This window comes from uncultured Gimesia sp., assembly GCF_937910335.1.
In the GTDB taxonomy this organism is placed as follows: domain Bacteria; phylum Planctomycetota; class Planctomycetia; order Planctomycetales; family Planctomycetaceae; genus Gimesia.
This window is the reverse complement of record NZ_CALEMX010000408.1, coordinates 1-16,392: the sequence shown is the minus strand read 5'-3', so window position 1 is coordinate 16,392 and position 16,392 is coordinate 1. Positions and strand designations below refer to the sequence as shown.

13 protein-coding genes are annotated in these 16,392 nt (G+C 46.0%); 5 read left to right on the top strand and 8 right to left on the bottom strand.

Annotated features, from left to right (window positions below; all coding sequences use genetic code 11):
- Positions 1-343: 343 nt before the first annotated feature.
- Positions 344-1,654 carry a radical SAM/SPASM domain-containing protein gene (locus Q0668_RS16125; protein ID WP_298866497.1) on the top strand — a complete coding sequence of 437 codons (1,311 nt, stop codon included), beginning with the start codon at positions 344-346 and terminating at the stop codon, positions 1,652-1,654.
- A gap of 53 nt (positions 1,655-1,707) precedes the next feature.
- On the opposite strand, the gene Q0668_RS16120 is transcribed toward Q0668_RS16125, so the two are convergent.
- The 3 genes from Q0668_RS16120 to xylA form a co-directional block, all read right to left on the bottom strand.
- Complete coding sequence (locus Q0668_RS16120) at positions 1,708-3,759, bottom strand: serine/threonine protein kinase (RefSeq protein WP_298866495.1); 2,052 nt, start codon at positions 3,757-3,759, stop codon at positions 1,708-1,710.
- Between the two features lie 845 nt (positions 3,760-4,604).
- Positions 4,605-4,769, bottom strand: coding sequence for a hypothetical protein (locus tag Q0668_RS16115; protein ID WP_298866493.1), 165 nt, complete (start codon positions 4,767-4,769; stop codon positions 4,605-4,607).
- 271 nt (positions 4,770-5,040) lie between these two features.
- Positions 5,041-6,351 (bottom strand): xylose isomerase, encoded by a 1,311-nt coding sequence (gene xylA / locus Q0668_RS16110; RefSeq protein WP_298866491.1) that lies wholly within the window; start codon positions 6,349-6,351, stop codon positions 5,041-5,043.
- Between the two features lie 322 nt (positions 6,352-6,673).
- On the opposite strand from xylA, the gene Q0668_RS16105 reads away from it, so the two are divergent.
- Positions 6,674-7,210 carry a hypothetical protein gene (locus Q0668_RS16105; RefSeq protein ID WP_298866489.1) on the top strand — a complete coding sequence of 179 codons (537 nt, stop codon included), beginning with the start codon at positions 6,674-6,676 and terminating at the stop codon, positions 7,208-7,210.
- A gap of 71 nt (positions 7,211-7,281) precedes the next feature.
- Here Q0668_RS16105 and Q0668_RS16100 read toward each other — a convergent pair whose 3' ends face one another.
- The gene (locus Q0668_RS16100; protein ID WP_298866488.1) at positions 7,282-7,464 is read right to left on the bottom strand and encodes a hemin uptake protein HemP; all 183 of its coding nucleotides are present in this window, start codon (positions 7,462-7,464) and stop codon (positions 7,282-7,284) included.
- A gap of 377 nt (positions 7,465-7,841) precedes the next feature.
- Between Q0668_RS16100 and Q0668_RS16095 the strand changes: the two genes are divergently transcribed.
- Complete coding sequence (locus tag Q0668_RS16095; protein WP_298866486.1) at positions 7,842-8,882, top strand: DUF1559 domain-containing protein; 1,041 nt, start codon at positions 7,842-7,844, stop codon at positions 8,880-8,882.
- A 188-nt stretch (positions 8,883-9,070) separates the two neighbouring features.
- On the opposite strand, the gene murJ is transcribed toward Q0668_RS16095, so the two are convergent.
- The 3 genes from murJ to holA all read right to left on the bottom strand — a co-directional run bounded on the left by murJ (position 9,071) and on the right by holA (position 12,452).
- Entirely contained in the window at positions 9,071-10,747 is a 1,677-nt protein-coding gene (gene murJ / locus Q0668_RS16090) for a murein biosynthesis integral membrane protein MurJ (RefSeq protein ID WP_298866484.1), read from the bottom strand.
- A 16-nt stretch (positions 10,748-10,763) separates the two neighbouring features.
- Positions 10,764-11,186 carry a hypothetical protein gene (locus Q0668_RS16085; protein ID WP_298866482.1) on the bottom strand — a complete coding sequence of 141 codons (423 nt, stop codon included), beginning with the start codon at positions 11,184-11,186 and terminating at the stop codon, positions 10,764-10,766.
- A 231-nt stretch (positions 11,187-11,417) separates the two neighbouring features.
- Positions 11,418-12,452 (bottom strand): DNA polymerase III subunit delta, encoded by a 1,035-nt coding sequence (gene holA, locus Q0668_RS16080; RefSeq protein WP_298866480.1) that lies wholly within the window; start codon positions 12,450-12,452, stop codon positions 11,418-11,420.
- A 151-nt stretch (positions 12,453-12,603) separates the two neighbouring features.
- Here holA and Q0668_RS16075 point away from each other — a divergent pair, with 151 nt between their 5' ends.
- Entirely contained in the window at positions 12,604-14,082 is a 1,479-nt protein-coding gene (locus tag Q0668_RS16075) for a hypothetical protein (RefSeq protein WP_298866478.1), read from the top strand.
- Positions 14,051-15,253 carry a radical SAM family heme chaperone HemW gene (hemW, locus tag Q0668_RS16070; RefSeq protein WP_298866476.1) on the top strand — a complete coding sequence of 401 codons (1,203 nt, stop codon included), beginning with the start codon at positions 14,051-14,053 and terminating at the stop codon, positions 15,251-15,253. Before Q0668_RS16075 ends, hemW begins: the two co-directional genes overlap by 32 nt.
- Positions 15,254-15,260: 7 nt before the next feature.
- Here the strand turns inward: hemW and Q0668_RS16065 are convergent, their stop codons facing one another.
- A complete protein-coding gene (locus Q0668_RS16065; RefSeq protein ID WP_298866474.1) occupies positions 15,261-16,298 on the bottom strand; it encodes a hypothetical protein in 1,038 nt (345 codons plus the stop codon).
- Positions 16,299-16,392 lie beyond the last annotated feature (94 nt).

The following is a 16,392-nucleotide window of genomic DNA, read 5'->3' as shown; positions in this document are numbered from 1 at the left end:
TATCGTATCTACGTCCAACTAGCTCCATCAATTGCCTCTGGCTCTTTATCATTTTGAATCAAAATACAGGATTTTCAGTTTGAGCGGCTGATACCGTCTTTATTTAAATTTAGAAACTATAAGAATTATACTCTAAAGTCAAAAAAAGAAATTTCAGAACTATGCATTATAGCATGAAATTCATGCAATTTACAGTGAGTACTGTAATGTTTGTGTACTATGCATTAATTCTGAGTATTTTTTCATGGATACAGGTGCTTCTAGACTCCTTAATGAGTAGAATTGACTGTGTTGAACAATCTTGTTCACAAAATTGTATACTCCTACAGAACTGAGACCCTTTATGTATTTCAAAATGGCCAAACGCGTCTTGCTGGAGACAGATAAACGCCTCGTCTGGAAGTTGGCTTACAATTTTGGATTCAAAGGCGCACTTTCAGTCCACAAGCATAAAAAGCGTCTGAAACGCGGAGAATTCTTCCCCCCCTTTCTTTATATCTCGGTCATTAATAGTTGTAACCTGCGCTGTCAGGGTTGTTGGGTTGATGTAGCAGCCAAGCAGGAAAAAATTGATGTCGAAGCAATGTCCAAACTCATTTCCGAAGCGAAGGAAATGGGGAATTCTTTTTTCGGGATACTGGGGGGAGAGCCTTTTATGCATCCTCAATTACTGGAAATCCTGGAACGACACCCGGACTGTTATTTTCAGATTTTTACAAACGGCCAGTTTATCACAGATGAAATTGCCAAAAAGCTTCGCAAGCTGGGTAACGCAACTCCCCTGATCAGTGTGGAAGGCAATGAAATAATCAGCAATCTCCGCAGAGGGCGCAATGATGTCTATGAAAAGACAATGCAGGGCATACAAAATTGCCTGAATAATAAATTGCTCACGGGAGTCTGCACCAGTTTGTGTAAATCCAACATTGATGATCTACTTACCGAAGAGTGGGTTGATAAGCTCATTGAAATGGGCGTGATGTATTGCTGGTATCACATCTATCGTGTGGCAGGACCGGAACCAAACCCGGAATTAGCCCTTTCACCGGAAGAGCAATTACGCGCCCGAAAGTTTGTTGTGGATATCCGTTCCCGAAAACCAATTGCCGTGATCGATGCCTATTTTGACCACGATGGTGCCGCCCTCTGCCCGGCTGCGACGGGACTCAGCCACCATATCAACCCCTGGGGAGATATTGAACCCTGTCCTGTCATCCAGTTTGCCACGGAATCCATTCACGATAAAACAAAAACTTTGAAAGAAAAATTTGTACAATCGGAATTTTTGAAAGATTTTCGACAGGTTGTGCAGCAAAATACGCGTGGTTGTATTATTCTCGAGCGTCCCGATTTGCTGATCGATCTGGTCAATAAACATGGAGCCAAAGATTCCACAGCACGCAAACAGGCACTCCAGGAACTGGAAAATCTCGAAACGCGGACATCACAATACTCACCTGGAAATGAAGTACCAGAAAAGAGCTGGGTGTATCGGATCGCCAAGAAATTTTTCTTCAACGATTTCGGTGTCTACGCTGGAACCGACCATAGCCAGACAGCAGCACCAGGGATACTGGCAAATCGACCCGGTTCTCCCTCCGATACAAGCACCGATCCTCCCATTTTTGTCCCGCTGGAAACGAGCAAAAAATGACACGCTGAAATGTGCAGTCTTTAAAATCGTTCTGGGTAACATCAATCACACGCTTACTTTTCATTCGATAGATTGACGATCAAGGTCGCATCAGGCGTGGAACTGGTCGCAGGTTCCATCTCAGGAGACGATTGAATCAATGTGGCACCAAAAACCATATTATGTTTCCACCATTCACTGGCATCCTGAATCGTCCACTTCTCGTCTAACTGACATTCAGAAAGTTGCTGGACGAGTTCTCCCGCTGACTCAGGTCGTCTGGCAGGATCTTTTTCAAGACATTGCATAATGATTTGCTCCAGACCCTCGGACACAGGTTTCCCTAATCGCCGGGAAGGAGTATCGGGCTGTTCCCGAGTATGCTTCATGCAGATTTCAATGATTGATTCACCGTCAAACACAGTTGTTCCCGTTAGCAGATAAAAGGCGACAGCCCCAAAGGCATAAAGGTCACTGCGGGCATCCACTTTGTCGGGAGTATTAATCCCCTCGGGAGAAAGATACATGGGTGTACCCGCCATGGCGTTAGCGGAAGTCAAAGATGCCTGTTCTCTTCCGTCGATGGCCTTCACCAGACCAAAATCCAGTAGTTTGATGAAATCATAAACGCCTCCACGATGCGTCAAAAAGATATTAGCCGGTTTCACATCCCGGTGAATGACTCCCAGATCGTGAGCTTCAGAAAGCGAACCGGCAATCTGTTTCAATAGATGAATCGCGCGACTTTCCGGCAGGACACCAAATTTTTTGACCAGTTCATCGAGATCAATGCCTTCCAGTAATTCCATCGCATAATAAAACACACCTTCCGGCGTGCGACCGTAATCATAAATGGCAATTGTATTCGGATGATTCAGTTGACTGGTCATCTGCACTTCGCGCTCAAAACGGGCAACAGCTTCATCCGTTGTTTTCTCAATATTCAGTAGCTTGATTGCCGTTGGTCGCCGCAGCATGGCATGATGTCCGCGATAGACTACTCCCATGCCCCCTTCACCCAGTTTTTCATCGAGCGAGTACTGACCCAATTGTTTTGCTTTAATTACGGCACTTCGGGTTTCCTGTTCTTTTTTCGCAAGCATCACGGTAAAGATGAATATGGCAACAGACCCCAGTGCCAACAAGCCAAATAGTCCCCAAAAGCTATACCGCAGCAGATAAATGGGTCGATATGCTTCTGTCATATCCATCTCAGTCGCAACCCCCATTTCAAATTCGGGCAGCCATGTCCACGCTCCTACTACAGGAACTCCACGGTAATCTCTGTATCCATTCACATCTACACCGCTCTGATTTTGAACAGCGGTAGAGGCCATCTGAGTCAAAGGCCGATCTGCAAGTCTTAAAGTCGGACGATTTCCGCTGACCATATTGACCTCTGGGTCACGAATTTGAATATTCAGAATCGAGCGGGCATCTTCGCGGTCTGGTATTAATCCAATCTGCTTTAAATCTTCATCAAACCGACTTTGAGACAACATGACACCTTTTTTATCAAAGGCATATGTTTCTCCCGTTTTCCCTGCCCTGGCAACAGACAGGATACGAGTAAAATTGACTTCAGGCCGAATCAATAAGGCCAAAGCCGCAATGATTTCTCCCGATTCATCTTTAACTGGCGCCATGGCGAGCATCGTAGGTAAACTGGCTTTTAAGACACCCGAATCATCCTTGCGCGCAAAGACACTCTCAAAGGGACGCGTGACAGTAGCTTCTCCTTGACGCACTTGATCCAGTGCTGATTTCTGAATCGGCAAGTCTGCGCGACCAATTGGTTCATCGCGGGTGGACGCTAAAACCTTTCCATTGAGGTTGAAGAGACCGACATCCAAATATCCCAGATGCTCCAGTTCCGATTCGAACTCTTTCCGAAGTTCTGTTAAGGATTTTGAACGCAACAAGGCTTGATTATCATCGGGGTTCTGTTGATCAATCGTGACGAGTTCTTTCGCCAATTCTTGAATCCGAGATTCATTTGCCAGCACTTCCGCCGTCGATTCTTCACGCTCCAGCCAGATACTTAATGCGGCCACATCAGCATTGAGTATCGTCACCAGATTATCTGAGACGGTCTGCTTACTCGACTGTTCAACGACTGACCGCACGATGAATCCGACGATTAATAATAATATCGTTCCGAGAATCGGCCAAACCCACAAATTCCCTTTCAAAAAAAGTTTTGATCGGGAAAATGATTTCAGAAACGTCTGAGAAAAAGATTTGCCGAGAGAAGACTTAGACACATTCATATGATAGTTCACTCTTACAGAATTCAACGACAGGCTCGAGCTCTTTGATTGTGCCAATTCCGACGACAGGCTTCAAGAACGGAACGCACTTTCTTTGAGAACTGATCTATTTCTTATGCCGCTCTTATGCCACTGGTTGAGTGCAAATTTTCACCATCTGTAAAAAAAAGCCGTGCCTCGTTGAGGTCACGACTTTTATCGTATTACTGTCATTACGTTGCGACGGTGGGGTCGCTGCAAGAAGGACGGCGAATCGGGTAGTGCTAAGCACTCACCACTAATGATTCCGGTCCATGCATAGGTTTAGGATCCTCCGACGGAAATTGAAACGACAGAATACTATCTAGCTCTATTGTATGTGTAACCAATGCCATCGTCGACGGGTGAATTGAGTGAAAAATAAAAAATTCACCATCCGTCAGGCATTTTTTTAATATAATAAAATATCATTATCCCGATGGTTGTTGAATTCATCGGCATTCAGTGGACTGACTGATTGCATCGTTTTTCAAAAAAAACAAAAAACAAGGTGTTCTTTTTGGATCAATTCAAACAAGCTCCCACAGGAAGGACGGGAATCTTAGTCATTTTCTAAAAGCAGGCAAGAGGAATTCTGAGAGAGGAACATCCAGACATTCTGGGAGGCGAAACCGGTCTTTTCACCAGCATCAAATTCGCGCAGGCAATTTAAAAATGACTGCTCAGATTTTACGGGCGCCATTTCTCATCAGCAACCAGCCAATGACTGCGATCGCTACCAGAACCAGGCCGTATTCCATCGGTGAAATATTATCCCACCTCTTATTCAGATAGTTGGCATAAAAAGTGGAATACTCTCGGCAGGTATCCATAATTGAATTAATCATCTCTCTTCCTCGTAATTTTTGTGATATCAAGAGGCTCATACAACACGATCGAATTCGTTCTGTCATACCGAATCTAAAAAGATTTCATAAGCGGTAAAATCGATACAACCATGCTTAAAAAAAACAGGGATTAAGACCCTGAATAAAGCATACTCCCGAATTTCGCAGTGCGCAGAGATAAAATTCCGTCGAGGTAAACAAAAAAACAACTCTTTGTATTCAATGAATACAAAGAGTTATTTTCACTTCAAAAATGAAAGTCATTTATCGATCAGAGATAATCATTGATTACATTTTCAATCCATTCCTGACGACCGCTCAAATTAGGGGCAGAATCACCTTTCTCCAGCATATAAGTTTCCAGATCGGAAAAAGAAACACCGCCCGATTCGATTTGTTTGCCGATGCCTTCATCGTAACTGGCATATCGTTTAGCGACAAAATCAGAAAGAACACCGTCTTTACGAATCTGCGCCGCGATTTTCGCGCCACGGGCAAAAGCATCCATACCACCGATATGTGCATAAAACAAATCGATCGGCTCAAAGCTTTCCCTGCGAACTTTGGCATCAAAATTGACACCACCGGGGGCCAATCCCCCCTGATCGAAAATCGCCAACATACATTGAGTCGTCAGATAAATATCAGTGGGAAACTGATCGGTGTCCCAGCCAAGTAATAAATCTCCGGTGTTTGCGTCAATACTTCCCAAGGCTCCCTGAAACGAAGAGTAAACCAGTTCATGCATCATGGTATGACCAGCTAGTGTCGCATGGTTCGTTTCAATATTCAGTTTAACATGATCCATTAAATCATTAGCACGCAGGAAATTCAGACAGGCAGCAGCGTCAAAATCATACTGATGTTTCGTGGGTTCTTTTGGTTTGGGCTCAAACAGAAACTGTCCTTTGAATCCAATTTTCTGAGCATGCTCTACCGCCATGTGCATGAATCGCGCTAAATGATCCAGTTCGCGTTTCATATCAGTATTGAATAAATTCATATAGCCTTCACGGCCACCCCAGAACACATAATTTTCTCCACCCAGCCGATGAGTTACTTCCATCGCTTTTTTGACCTGCGCTGCAGCATAGGCAAAGACATCGGCATTCGGGCTCGTGGCAGCACCATGCATGAAACGCGGATGCGAAAACATGTTGGCAGTCCCCCATAAGAGCTTAATGCCGGTGCGCTCTTGAGATTCCAATAACTTATCGGCGATCTGATCAAAATTTTCGTTCGCCTCTTTCAGAGTTGCGCCATCGGGAGAAACATCTTTGTCGTGGAAACAGTAATATGGGGCTTGTAATTTTTCAAAGAATTCAAAAGCCACATCCACTCGCTTAAGAGCATTCTCGATGGAATTCGAACCATCATCCCACGGACGTTGAAGCGTTGCAGACCCAAACGGATCACTTCCCGTTCCACGGAATGTATGCCAATAACAGATACTGAATCGGAAGAGATCCCGCATCGACTGCCCTTCCAGAATCTCTTCCGGATTGTAATGCTTGAACGCAAGTGGATTTTTGCTCTGAGGGCCTTCGTATTCAATTTGGGGTACGTCTGCAAAGTATTCCATGATGCTTACCTGTAAAGTGGTTAAAACGTTTTAAGACAATCACTTCAAACAATTATTCTAAACAGAATTCTTTTCTGTGAGTAGGCTCGGGAACTTATTGAACAAACATTACAAATGGATTTTCAAAGTGATCTTGCCCCAGAATTATCAATCTGGGAAACTGCGCGGCTATCTGAAAAGAGTCAGCCAATCCCCTTTCACTTTCCCTGTCAAATCAATTAACGATTGAACACTCTGATTTAGCCTGTCCCGGCAGCGAGATTTCGTAAAGTAGTCTGAGTGACGACACCCGGATATGATTTGTAACCTCATAAAATTTATCATGTTATGTACTTTATGTACCAGTTGTGCATCGAGTGGATTTCATGCTGCGCCAGCAACTCCGTCGAGTCCGATTCAAATTTCGGGAACCAATCAAGATGTCGTTTGGGAGCGGGTGGTCGATACGATCCACACCTATAAATTTACGATCGCCCGAGAAAACAAGCTGGATGGCAGGATTGAAACAGGATACAAAGTGGGATCCAATTTATTAGAACCCTGGCACGGCGATTCCGTAGGCTTCGACAATCGCATGGAAAGTAGCCTGCAATCGATCCGACGCAGAGTTTTTGTCAGTGTGACACCCATAGAAGGGGGCTATTTGCTGGGAGTCGAAGCTTTCAAGGAAATTGAAGACGTTCATACTCAAACATCAAGTGCACCGGGCGGCGCAACCTTTCAACAGGAACTCAGCCTGAGGCGTGATCTCAATCTGGTACAAGAACGTAGTTCCACTCCGGGCTGGATTCCCCGCGGACGCGATCCAGCTCTGGAGCAGGATATTCTTGAGAGCCTGCAGATTGCTTTTTCACAGTAGGTCATCCAAACCTTCCTGAGATACTCTCACTTCACTCTTATAATAACGCACCAAAACTGTGATCGGGATTGCTACTTACAAAGGATCAGTTTCCCGTTTTGGGTGATGCGCAAGCGGTATATTGAGTCTCCATGCTGAATTAACACCTCAGAATTCCCTTTGAGAATCGCTTCCGAGGAAATGACTTCTGCAGCGATTTCCGCTTTGACATCTGGTTTGGCTAGGATGGATTCTTCTTTTTTCGGATCACTCATAAATAATTCTATTTCTTACTTAATTTCAGGGTTTCATAGCCTCAGCACGACACTTCAAGTCACTTCCTGATAATGAGACGCTTCTGACTTGAGATGAACGGGGCAATCAAAAATGAAGCCTCAAAGTGCATCAATTTGCCGCCATATTCGCGAAAATCCTGATTTTCACATAAAAAAATGTGAAAATCAGAGGCCATTCAAACTTGTCAGCATCTCAACTTGCGGCTAACATACTGACTTTGAGACTCAGTGTCAACAAGGACCCTTTGTCAAGTAGAAACAGTTTACTGAAATCACGGCAAGACGGCCTTCCCATTCCGATACTCGTAGTATCAGTTTGCACGTTGCCAGCATCTTTTTTAGGAGGTAGAAAAGAAATGGGGCAACAATCTCAACAAAGCCGGAAACCCGGGGAACGCAATCACGGATTTACACTCATTGAGCTTCTGGTCGTCATCGCGATTATCGCGATCTTGATTGCTCTCCTGCTGCCTGCAGTGCAGCAGGCACGTGAAGCGGCTCGTCGCAGTCAATGCAAAAATAACCTGAAGCAAATTGGACTGGCATTACACAACTACCAAAGTGCGTTCACAGCATTCCCACCTGCCTTTTGCGTCAGTCCAGATGGGGCCGGTGGATACACCCAAGGGGGGCAATGGTCAATTCATGCCCGTCTCCTCCCCTATGCAGATGGCGCGAATCTGTTTAACAAAATTGATTTTACTAAAACCTATGATAACCAAACCGACCTCAGTATTGCTTATACGCGGACTCCTTTCTTCATGTGTCCCAGCGAAGTGAATGACAAAACACGCCTGACTTCCGCCGGCGCACCGGAACACTATCCAGTCAGCTACGGATATAATGGGGGGACCTGGCGGGTCTTTACCAATTCCAACCTGAGTGGTGGCGATGGTGCGTTTTATCCGAACAGCAAAACGAAGCCACGCGATTTCACTGATGGTATGAGTAACACACTCTGTTTCGCGGAAGTCAAAGCGTTTACTGCTTACAATCGAGATGGCGATGCCGGCACATCCACAACTCCCAGTGTTGCCGGCGGAATAGAGTCGTTAATTAGTGGCGGCGGTTCAAACAAAGGCAACAGTGGTCATACAGAATGGGTAGATGGTCGCGTTCATCAGACAGGTTTTACCACCACTCTGACTCCCAATACCAAAATTTCTGTACCCAGTGCCAGCGGTGCGATAGGCGCAGGTGACTACACATCCTGCCGGGAAGCCAAATCATGCACCAGCCCGACTTATGCTGCTGTCACTGCCCGCAGCTATCACATCGGCATCGTACATGCCCTGCTAATGGATGGTTCTACACGCTCAATCAGTGAGAATATCGACCTGGATACCTATCGTGCATTGAGTACCCGCAGCGGTGGTGAAGTCCTCGGCGAATTCTAAATCAGTGACAGTACTTAAAAACAGAATAGAGCAAATTCAGTTAAGCCTTCCGGAAATGTCTGGAAGGCTTTTCTTTTTTTGCGTCCAACCAATACATTAACACCAGACGTGAAATTGGAACATGTATCTAATTCTCCCGTCGGCGTATTTCCTCTTGTTGGCTTATTTCATCGAGACCGTTCGGAAAACTACTCCTTGTCGACCGGTTTCTTAACAGAACGCATCAGTGTCATGATTTCATCTAACCCCAACATACGTGCTAACAGCAAATACATGGCAACTGCGGAAAACACGGGAATGAAGACACGCATCAAACGATATAAAAAGTCGTCCGCAGCGGAAATCATCTGCAATTCCAGAATGATAATCACCGCCATCAAGATCGTTGCCAGGCAGCTCCGCAGGAAGGTGCCCAGGATTTTTGAAAGATCAAGCGCCCCTACTTTTTCTCTGATGAGCCAGAGACTCAAACCAGCCTGAATCATCGCAGACAAAGAAGTCGCCAGCGCGAGACCTTTCCCCTTTAGCCACCAGATCAGAACCAAATTCAAGCTGAGATTACAAAGCACAATCAACACACCAATCTTGACAGGGGTACGCGTATCACCAATCGCATAGAATCCACGATTCAGGATCAGCACCGCCATAAAAGCAAAAACGCCGATGCCATAATAGCGAATCATTTCGGCAGTCTGTAATGCGTCAAATACGTTAAAGTCACCATATTGAAACAAGAGCAGTGCTAATGGTTCTGCCATTAAAAACAGCCCCATGCTAGCAGGCAACCCTACTCCCAGAACCAGTTGCAGTCCCAACAATAAATCCTGACGTAAAAAGTCTCCCTCTTTTCTTTCCGCATGCCTGGAAAGCCGGGGATACAGAACCGTTCCCAGCGCCACACCGAATACTCCCAAAGGAAACTGATACATCCTTTGACCAAAATAGAGTGCGGAGGCTGTTCCCGATTCAAAGATCTGCCAGAAGGGAAGACTCAGATCAGAGGTATCAGTATGCACTCCTTCCGGTTGTGCCATTCCCCACGCCAGAAGACTGTCAATCAGAGTATTAAGTTGAGTGATGGATAATCCCACAACAATCGGTGCCATAATCATTGCGATGGTTTGAACCTGCGTAAATCCTCTCTGCCAGTTCATCCGGGGACGATAACCCATTCGAAACAATTTCAATAACGGCAATAATAATTGAAAGACGCCTCCTACCAGGATCGATACGCATATGACGGTAATTTTTGTATGCGGCTCGGCAAAGAACGGCGCGATCAGCCAGATACCCGCCATCCAGAAAAGATTCAAAATTGTGGGAAGGAGTGCAGGAACGGAAAAATGATTGAGTGCGTGTAAAGTGGCGTTGATCTGAGCGGCCAGGCAAATCAATATCAAATAGGGTAACAGCAGGCCAGACAACCAATACAAAAGTTGTGCTTCCGATCCCGGATTTCCCGTGGTACTCAAAATAATTAATAGCGTTTCACCAGCTGCTACCACTAAAGTGGAAAATACCATCAACCAGAACAGAACCGCCGTAACCAGCTGCCAGGATGACGCGCGACCATTCTGTTCATGCTCCCGAATATAGGTCGGAAGAAAAGCCGTTGAAAGCGCACCTTCGCCCAACAGTCGCCGCATGAGATTGGGTAATTTGAAAGCAACGGAAAAGGAATCCATGATCGGACCATTGCCGAACAACGTCGCCATACCGATATCACGGACCATGCCCAGAATACGACTCAACAGCGTCAATAGACTGACAACGCGAAGACCACGGAACAGCCCGCGCAGACGATCAACGGCAACCACCTGAGATTGATCTTCCGGAGAGGGCGAAGGTGGTTTCGAATCATCCATTATTCACTATATTGAATCAGGATAAAACTGGTTCAAGACGAGCAGAGTTGATGTCAATTAATTCGAGAATATCCATCACACGCTCAAGCTCTAAGTTCCATTCTCTGGCCCAAATAATGATGTCGAGATTTTCCATTCGCATCAAAAATATTCGATCAAGAATTCGGTCTGCCAGTAAATCATCTTCTAATTGAAGCGATTTCAAAAACCCAAAATGAGTTTCACTGAATTCCTGCCAGCAGCGATTACCCAATAGATGCTCAATCCTTTTTCCGATACAAAAATAGTACCAATGATTTGTATACCAATCGGAAATAGCGAGTTTGCCGAGATCAGAGCCATTCTTTTGGCTTTCGATCCATTTGTGACGATCCGCTTCCAGAGGAGCTTCCTCATAAATGCTGGACGCATCATCTGGATCCACGAGTTCGGACGACATGCTTCACCTCAATGTGCGTCTGCGATCCCAATAGAATGGCGAAACTTTAACAATCACTGCAAGGTTCGAACAGTGTCAATGAGCTTCGCAAAAACCTTATCAACGCTGAGTTATACCCCTGTGGCATATTCAAGGCAAGATTCATTCCGGGCAGAAATAAAGAATTTTGAAAGGTAGTTTGTGGAATTCACCGGTGGTGACAGGTTTATTGAACCCATTAAAACCTCGCGATTATGGTTTTCCGCTGAGCAGAAACAGAAGCTGTTCCAGTTCTAACCGCGGCGCGAGACGGCTGTTCCCTTTGAGATTGAGATCCGCTTCAAGCAACCAATGGCTGATTTTTTCGGCTCGCTGACGACTTAATCGGCGCAGATACCGGTCGGAACTATCAATGTCGCGAGGAAAGACACCTGCCTCAATTAACGCTTGTTTTAAAGGGGTTCCCTGCACAGCCAACTGAGCGGCTTTAAAGTATTTTCGCCACACAAAAGTCAATCCACCCAGAATTTTTTGTGGTGCTTCACCAGCGACTAACAGGTTATCCAGGTACTTAAGTGCATTGCCGATGTTGCCATCTCGAATGGCTCCTGTCATAGCCCACGTGGTCTCTGCCTTCCAACCACCTACCACAGCCCGAATATCATCGGGGCCAATCCGAGGCTGCTCGCCAACAAATGTCGATAACTTTTCTAATTCTTGATGTATTTGTCCACAATGAGTTCCCACCAGTTCGATCAACAATAAAGCCGCATCCCGTGAGATCTGCTTTTGATGTATTTGAGCAGTCGTCTCGCAAATCCATTTTGCCAGTTGACCCCCTTTGAGTTCTTTACACTCGAAATCCAACCCGATCTTCGCCACTCGCTTGGCTAGTCGTGTCGCTTTGCTCCACGATTTCACATCCAGAATCAATAGCGAACTTTTCGAAGGAGCATCCAGATATTTTTCTAACATTCCACGATAAGCGCTCACAAATTTTTCCGCTTCGTCTACGATCACCAAACGCTTATCTCCCCACATGGAAACGGTTTTCAGCTCGTCAAACAGGGTAGAAGGTAGAGCTGAGGGAGATACATCGTTCTCTTTCGCTAGTCGAATTCCATCAAAACGAGTGATACTGGTATCTTCATCTTCCCCCAGCACCACCGGCTCGATCGCCTTAATAGCCTCCTGCTTCATATACCGATCATCACCATGCAGGACAACAACCGGACCAAATTCATACCGGGCAGGATTTAACAGAAGTTCGGTGACATGCTGGCTCATAAATAACTCTTATTGACCTGAAACATTGGGATAACGTAAATTGACGCTCGAATTCAAGCCATCCGGGGATATCGCCTCCGAGATTGTTTATCTGATATTACACTCGATTTTGCCTTTGAATTCGAGTGACGCTACCCGAGGTTCCTGCAAATTGAAGAAACAAATCCATTGGGAGATGAATACTATTTCACCGAAATCAGAATCTCACACTGGAAACAAAGAAACCTCAGAGATACCGATTCCCGGTTTGTCACCCCTCCCTCCACAACAGCCACTGCCAGTATTAATGCAGACAGCCGAACTGTTTTTTCAGTGTCCGGGAGAAGACTATCCCATTTCGAAAGCAATCCATCTATCGCGATTAGCAGCCTTTAATCCAAAATGCCGTGAATGTCCTCACCGGGAAGAAACGGGAAATCTATCACCGCAAACTGTCAAACGACTCCAGCAAACACAAATAAAGAGGGTCTCCACTCACGACCTATTTACCAATGAGGGCGTGCGCGGCGTTTATCTGAACGAAATCAATCGTACTCAAGCAGCGCACATCGCCGGTGCCTTTTCAAATATGCTCTGGGAATCACTGCCATTAAAAGGCATCGCGCCTCAGAAAACAGCGCCACATGCGATTCCTACAAGAGATCAGTCACGTCCGCTTTTCAATACGGAGAAAAGTCGAGGCCCCAGTGTGGTCATCGGCTTTGACGAACGCCCTTCTTCACCCGACATTATCACAGGCGTTGCCAGCGCTCTGCGTAGAAATGGCTGCAGGGTGATTGACCTCGGGCTGACCGTACCCGCGATGCTCTCATTCGCGATGACTCATTTACAGGCACAAGGCGCCATCATGGTCACGGGATCTCAATATGGACCTTCATATACAGGACTCGACTTTCTGCGAGAAAATTCACAGCCCGTTTCTACAGGACAGGGTTTGGAAAAAATCCAGGACATCATTCAAATCGGATTTGGCAGAGCTTCACGACAGCCCGGCTCACAACGAACATTTCATCCCCTGGAATCCTATCGCGCCCAGTACAGTAAACATTTCCATGCACTAAGGCCTCTGAAAATTTCAATCGCCTGCTCTTTAAGATTGGTGAGAGAAACTCTCAATTCGCTATTTGAAAAACTCCCCTGCCAGCTCTCCTGGATAGACATTCCCCATCAAAAGCGTGACTTGCTCAACTCATCAGATCCGGATGTACTTAAAATGAGCCGCCATTTACAATCCGGAGACTTTGATCTGGGAATGATGATTGAAGATGACAGTCGTTGCAGTGCATTTTTTGATCAAACAGGTTCTCTCCTGCCACACCATCTGGTTTCACAGTTCTTAATGAAAGCAATGGCAGCCGAACATGCAGAGAAAGTATTTGTCCTGGATCAGGAAACTCAGGAAAAATTCACAGACATCCCTGCCGGATGGAACATTCATACGCACAATGGAACGTTGGCAGACTCTTATCTTCAAATGCAGAAACAGCAGGCCGTTTACGTAGGAAGTCAGACAGGATATCATTGGTTCCATGAGACGGTTCCCACATGCGATGCGATTTTAACTTTGGCTCATGTCCTGGCTGCATTGAGCTTCAGTGATGCACCGTTTAGCGAAGTCCTCTCTCAATAAACTTCTGCACGCCGACACAGCCAGCGGATTCATGCATGTGTTACAACAGGAAACTCCCAGCTCTGCTTATATCCATATCCCCTTCTGCCTGCATCGATGCGGCTATTGCGATTTCACACTCGTTGCACAAAAAGATCATCTGATCGATGCCTATCTGGAAGCGATGGAACAGCAATTGTCCGAAGTCGGCGAAGGAATCGAACTAAAAACCCTGTTTCTAGGTGGTGGCACACCAACGCATCTCAGCATAAATCAACTGCAAAGATTATTGGATGCCGTTTTCTCTCATTTTCGTTTAGCAGATGATTATGAATTCAGTATCGAAGCCAATCCGTTGAATTTGACTGATGAAAAAAAAGACTTTCTAAAACAAACCGGCGTAAATCGGGTGAGTCTAGGCGTGCAATCCTTCGATGCGGAAGTCCTCACATTTCTGGAACGAGACCATGAACCTCAACAGATTTTTGATATTGTCCAAGCCCTGCAATCCCAAATTGAGAATGTCAGTCTCGATCTCATCTTTGCCGTCCCCGGCCAGACACTGGAATGCTGGAAAACGTCTCTCGCAGCTGCAGTGCAACTCAATATTCCACACATATCGACTTATGGATTGACCATTGAAAAAGGAACACCATTCTGGAGCCAACAGAAAGCAGGTGCCTTTATTTTACCCGAGGAAGATCTAGCGGGTGTCATGTATGAATGGTCGCTGGAATATCTGGAATCCAATGCTTTACAGCATTACGAAATTTCTAACTTTGCCCGCACCGGATATGAATGTCGACACAATGAAGTCTACTGGACCGGACATCCCTATTTTGGTTTTGGTCCTGGCGCTGCCAGTTATCTGAATGGTATCCGCCGACAAAACCACCGCAGTGTCGTAACCTGGTTGAAACGAATCAATGCGGGAGAATCACCCATCGCAGATCAGGAAGAATTGTCGCCTGAGAATCGTGCCCGTGAAGCAATCATTTTCAGTTTAAGACGCCGGGCCGGTATCAACGTCGCTGAGTTTGCTACTCGGTATGGTTTCGATCTCTACGACTTATCACAAGCAGCAATCCAGAAACACCTTGCTGCAGGTTTTCTAGAGGAAACAGCAACACACGTTCGATTGACGCCAGCAGGCTGCCTGCTGGCTGATTCAGTGGTGGTTGATTTTCTTTAAACCGTATTTATTCAGACGAACCCGAGTATTGCTGAGTGACTTGAACGACGTACTTTCCAGGAAACGGCGTCCATCCATTCTCCATTGTGCGTCCCAGAATATTGAATTGTAACGTCCCCTTAGGCACCAGAAAATAAAGCCCCCCCTGAAAATCATCATGCACACAGGGATAAATTTTATTATTCACACGGGCTTCAATATGATAACCCAGGCCTCCCATCATGGAATTCAAGCCAACCTTGTTTCGATAGTGAATCAGGTCCGGCATGGCTTCCCCTGTTTCCAGGAATTGGTACCAGTCGGTATAAAACCGTTTCAGTTCAGTTTGAAATTCTACGAGCCGGGGCTGATCCAACTCCACTCCATTTTTGCTGATGTAATCCATCAGTGCAGGATCTCCCATCAGATCTACACGAACCAGTTCTGTCTTCGCACCCGGCTTCAATCGGATATTCAAGCCTCCCTTTTCGGGCCCATAAAATAACATCTCCAATAAATCGCTCTTCACGCGCCGGGGAACTGTTTTCAGACTTAGATTGACCGCTTGAATCATTTCGTCAGACAGTTCTAACCCTGAGGACTGCAACCGTTGCTCCAGCTTTGCCGTTTCAGAATTTAACCGAGCTGCTACCAGATGCCCTTCGAGACGGGGACCATAGAACCAGTAAAAATACCACGCGATTCCCAGCATCAGACTAAAGAAAAAGACAAAAAGTAGAATACCGCCCAGATTCGATGATCGTCGCTTACGTAAATAAAGTGAGGTCATACTCGTCATCGGTCTCGATTCAGCCGGCTCCACAGCTGAGTCGTCAGCCTGAGCAACCGATTGATCTGGTGTAGGCAACGATTCAACAGGTGGTTGCGGGGCCGGAGGTGTCACGTTTTCTGCAGGAGCCACCGACGAGCCTTGCGCTCCCTCTGCAAGCGGATTGGGGATCACCAGCTTCGTGCCACAGCGCGGACAGTCTCCCTGCTTACCAGCTGTAGCATCTGGTACTTTCAAGGTGGATGTGCAATAGGGACAATCAAATTGTATTGTCATTTTTTTACTCAATGATCAAATGTTTTTTAGGCAACGGACTAAACAGGAGGGAACGTTTCTTATTAGAGCGTCGAGGGTGGCAGTCAGAGGAGGG

Coding starts and splice junctions, on each gene's coding strand:
- Q0668_RS16125 (WP_298866497.1), top strand. CDS start 344: ATGTATTTCAAAATGGCCAAACGCGTCTTGCTGGAGACAGATAAACGC.
- Q0668_RS16115 (WP_298866493.1), bottom strand. CDS start 4,769: ATGATTAATTCAATTATGGATACCTGCCGAGAGTATTCCACTTTTTAT.
- xylA (WP_298866491.1), bottom strand. CDS start 6,351: ATGGAATACTTTGCAGACGTACCCCAAATTGAATACGAAGGCCCTCAG.
- Q0668_RS16105 (WP_298866489.1), top strand. CDS start 6,674: ATGTTATGTACTTTATGTACCAGTTGTGCATCGAGTGGATTTCATGCT.
- Q0668_RS16100 (WP_298866488.1), bottom strand. CDS start 7,464: ATGAGTGATCCGAAAAAAGAAGAATCCATCCTAGCCAAACCAGATGTC.
- Q0668_RS16095 (WP_298866486.1), top strand. CDS start 7,842: ATGGGGCAACAATCTCAACAAAGCCGGAAACCCGGGGAACGCAATCAC.
- murJ (WP_298866484.1), bottom strand. CDS start 10,747: ATGGATGATTCGAAACCACCTTCGCCCTCTCCGGAAGATCAATCTCAG.
- Q0668_RS16085 (WP_298866482.1), bottom strand. CDS start 11,186: ATGTCGTCCGAACTCGTGGATCCAGATGATGCGTCCAGCATTTATGAG.
- holA (WP_298866480.1), bottom strand. CDS start 12,452: ATGAGCCAGCATGTCACCGAACTTCTGTTAAATCCTGCCCGGTATGAA.
- hemW (WP_298866476.1), top strand. CDS start 14,051: ATGCACCGTTTAGCGAAGTCCTCTCTCAATAAACTTCTGCACGCCGAC.
- Q0668_RS16065 (WP_298866474.1), bottom strand. CDS start 16,298: ATGACAATACAATTTGATTGTCCCTATTGCACATCCACCTTGAAAGTA.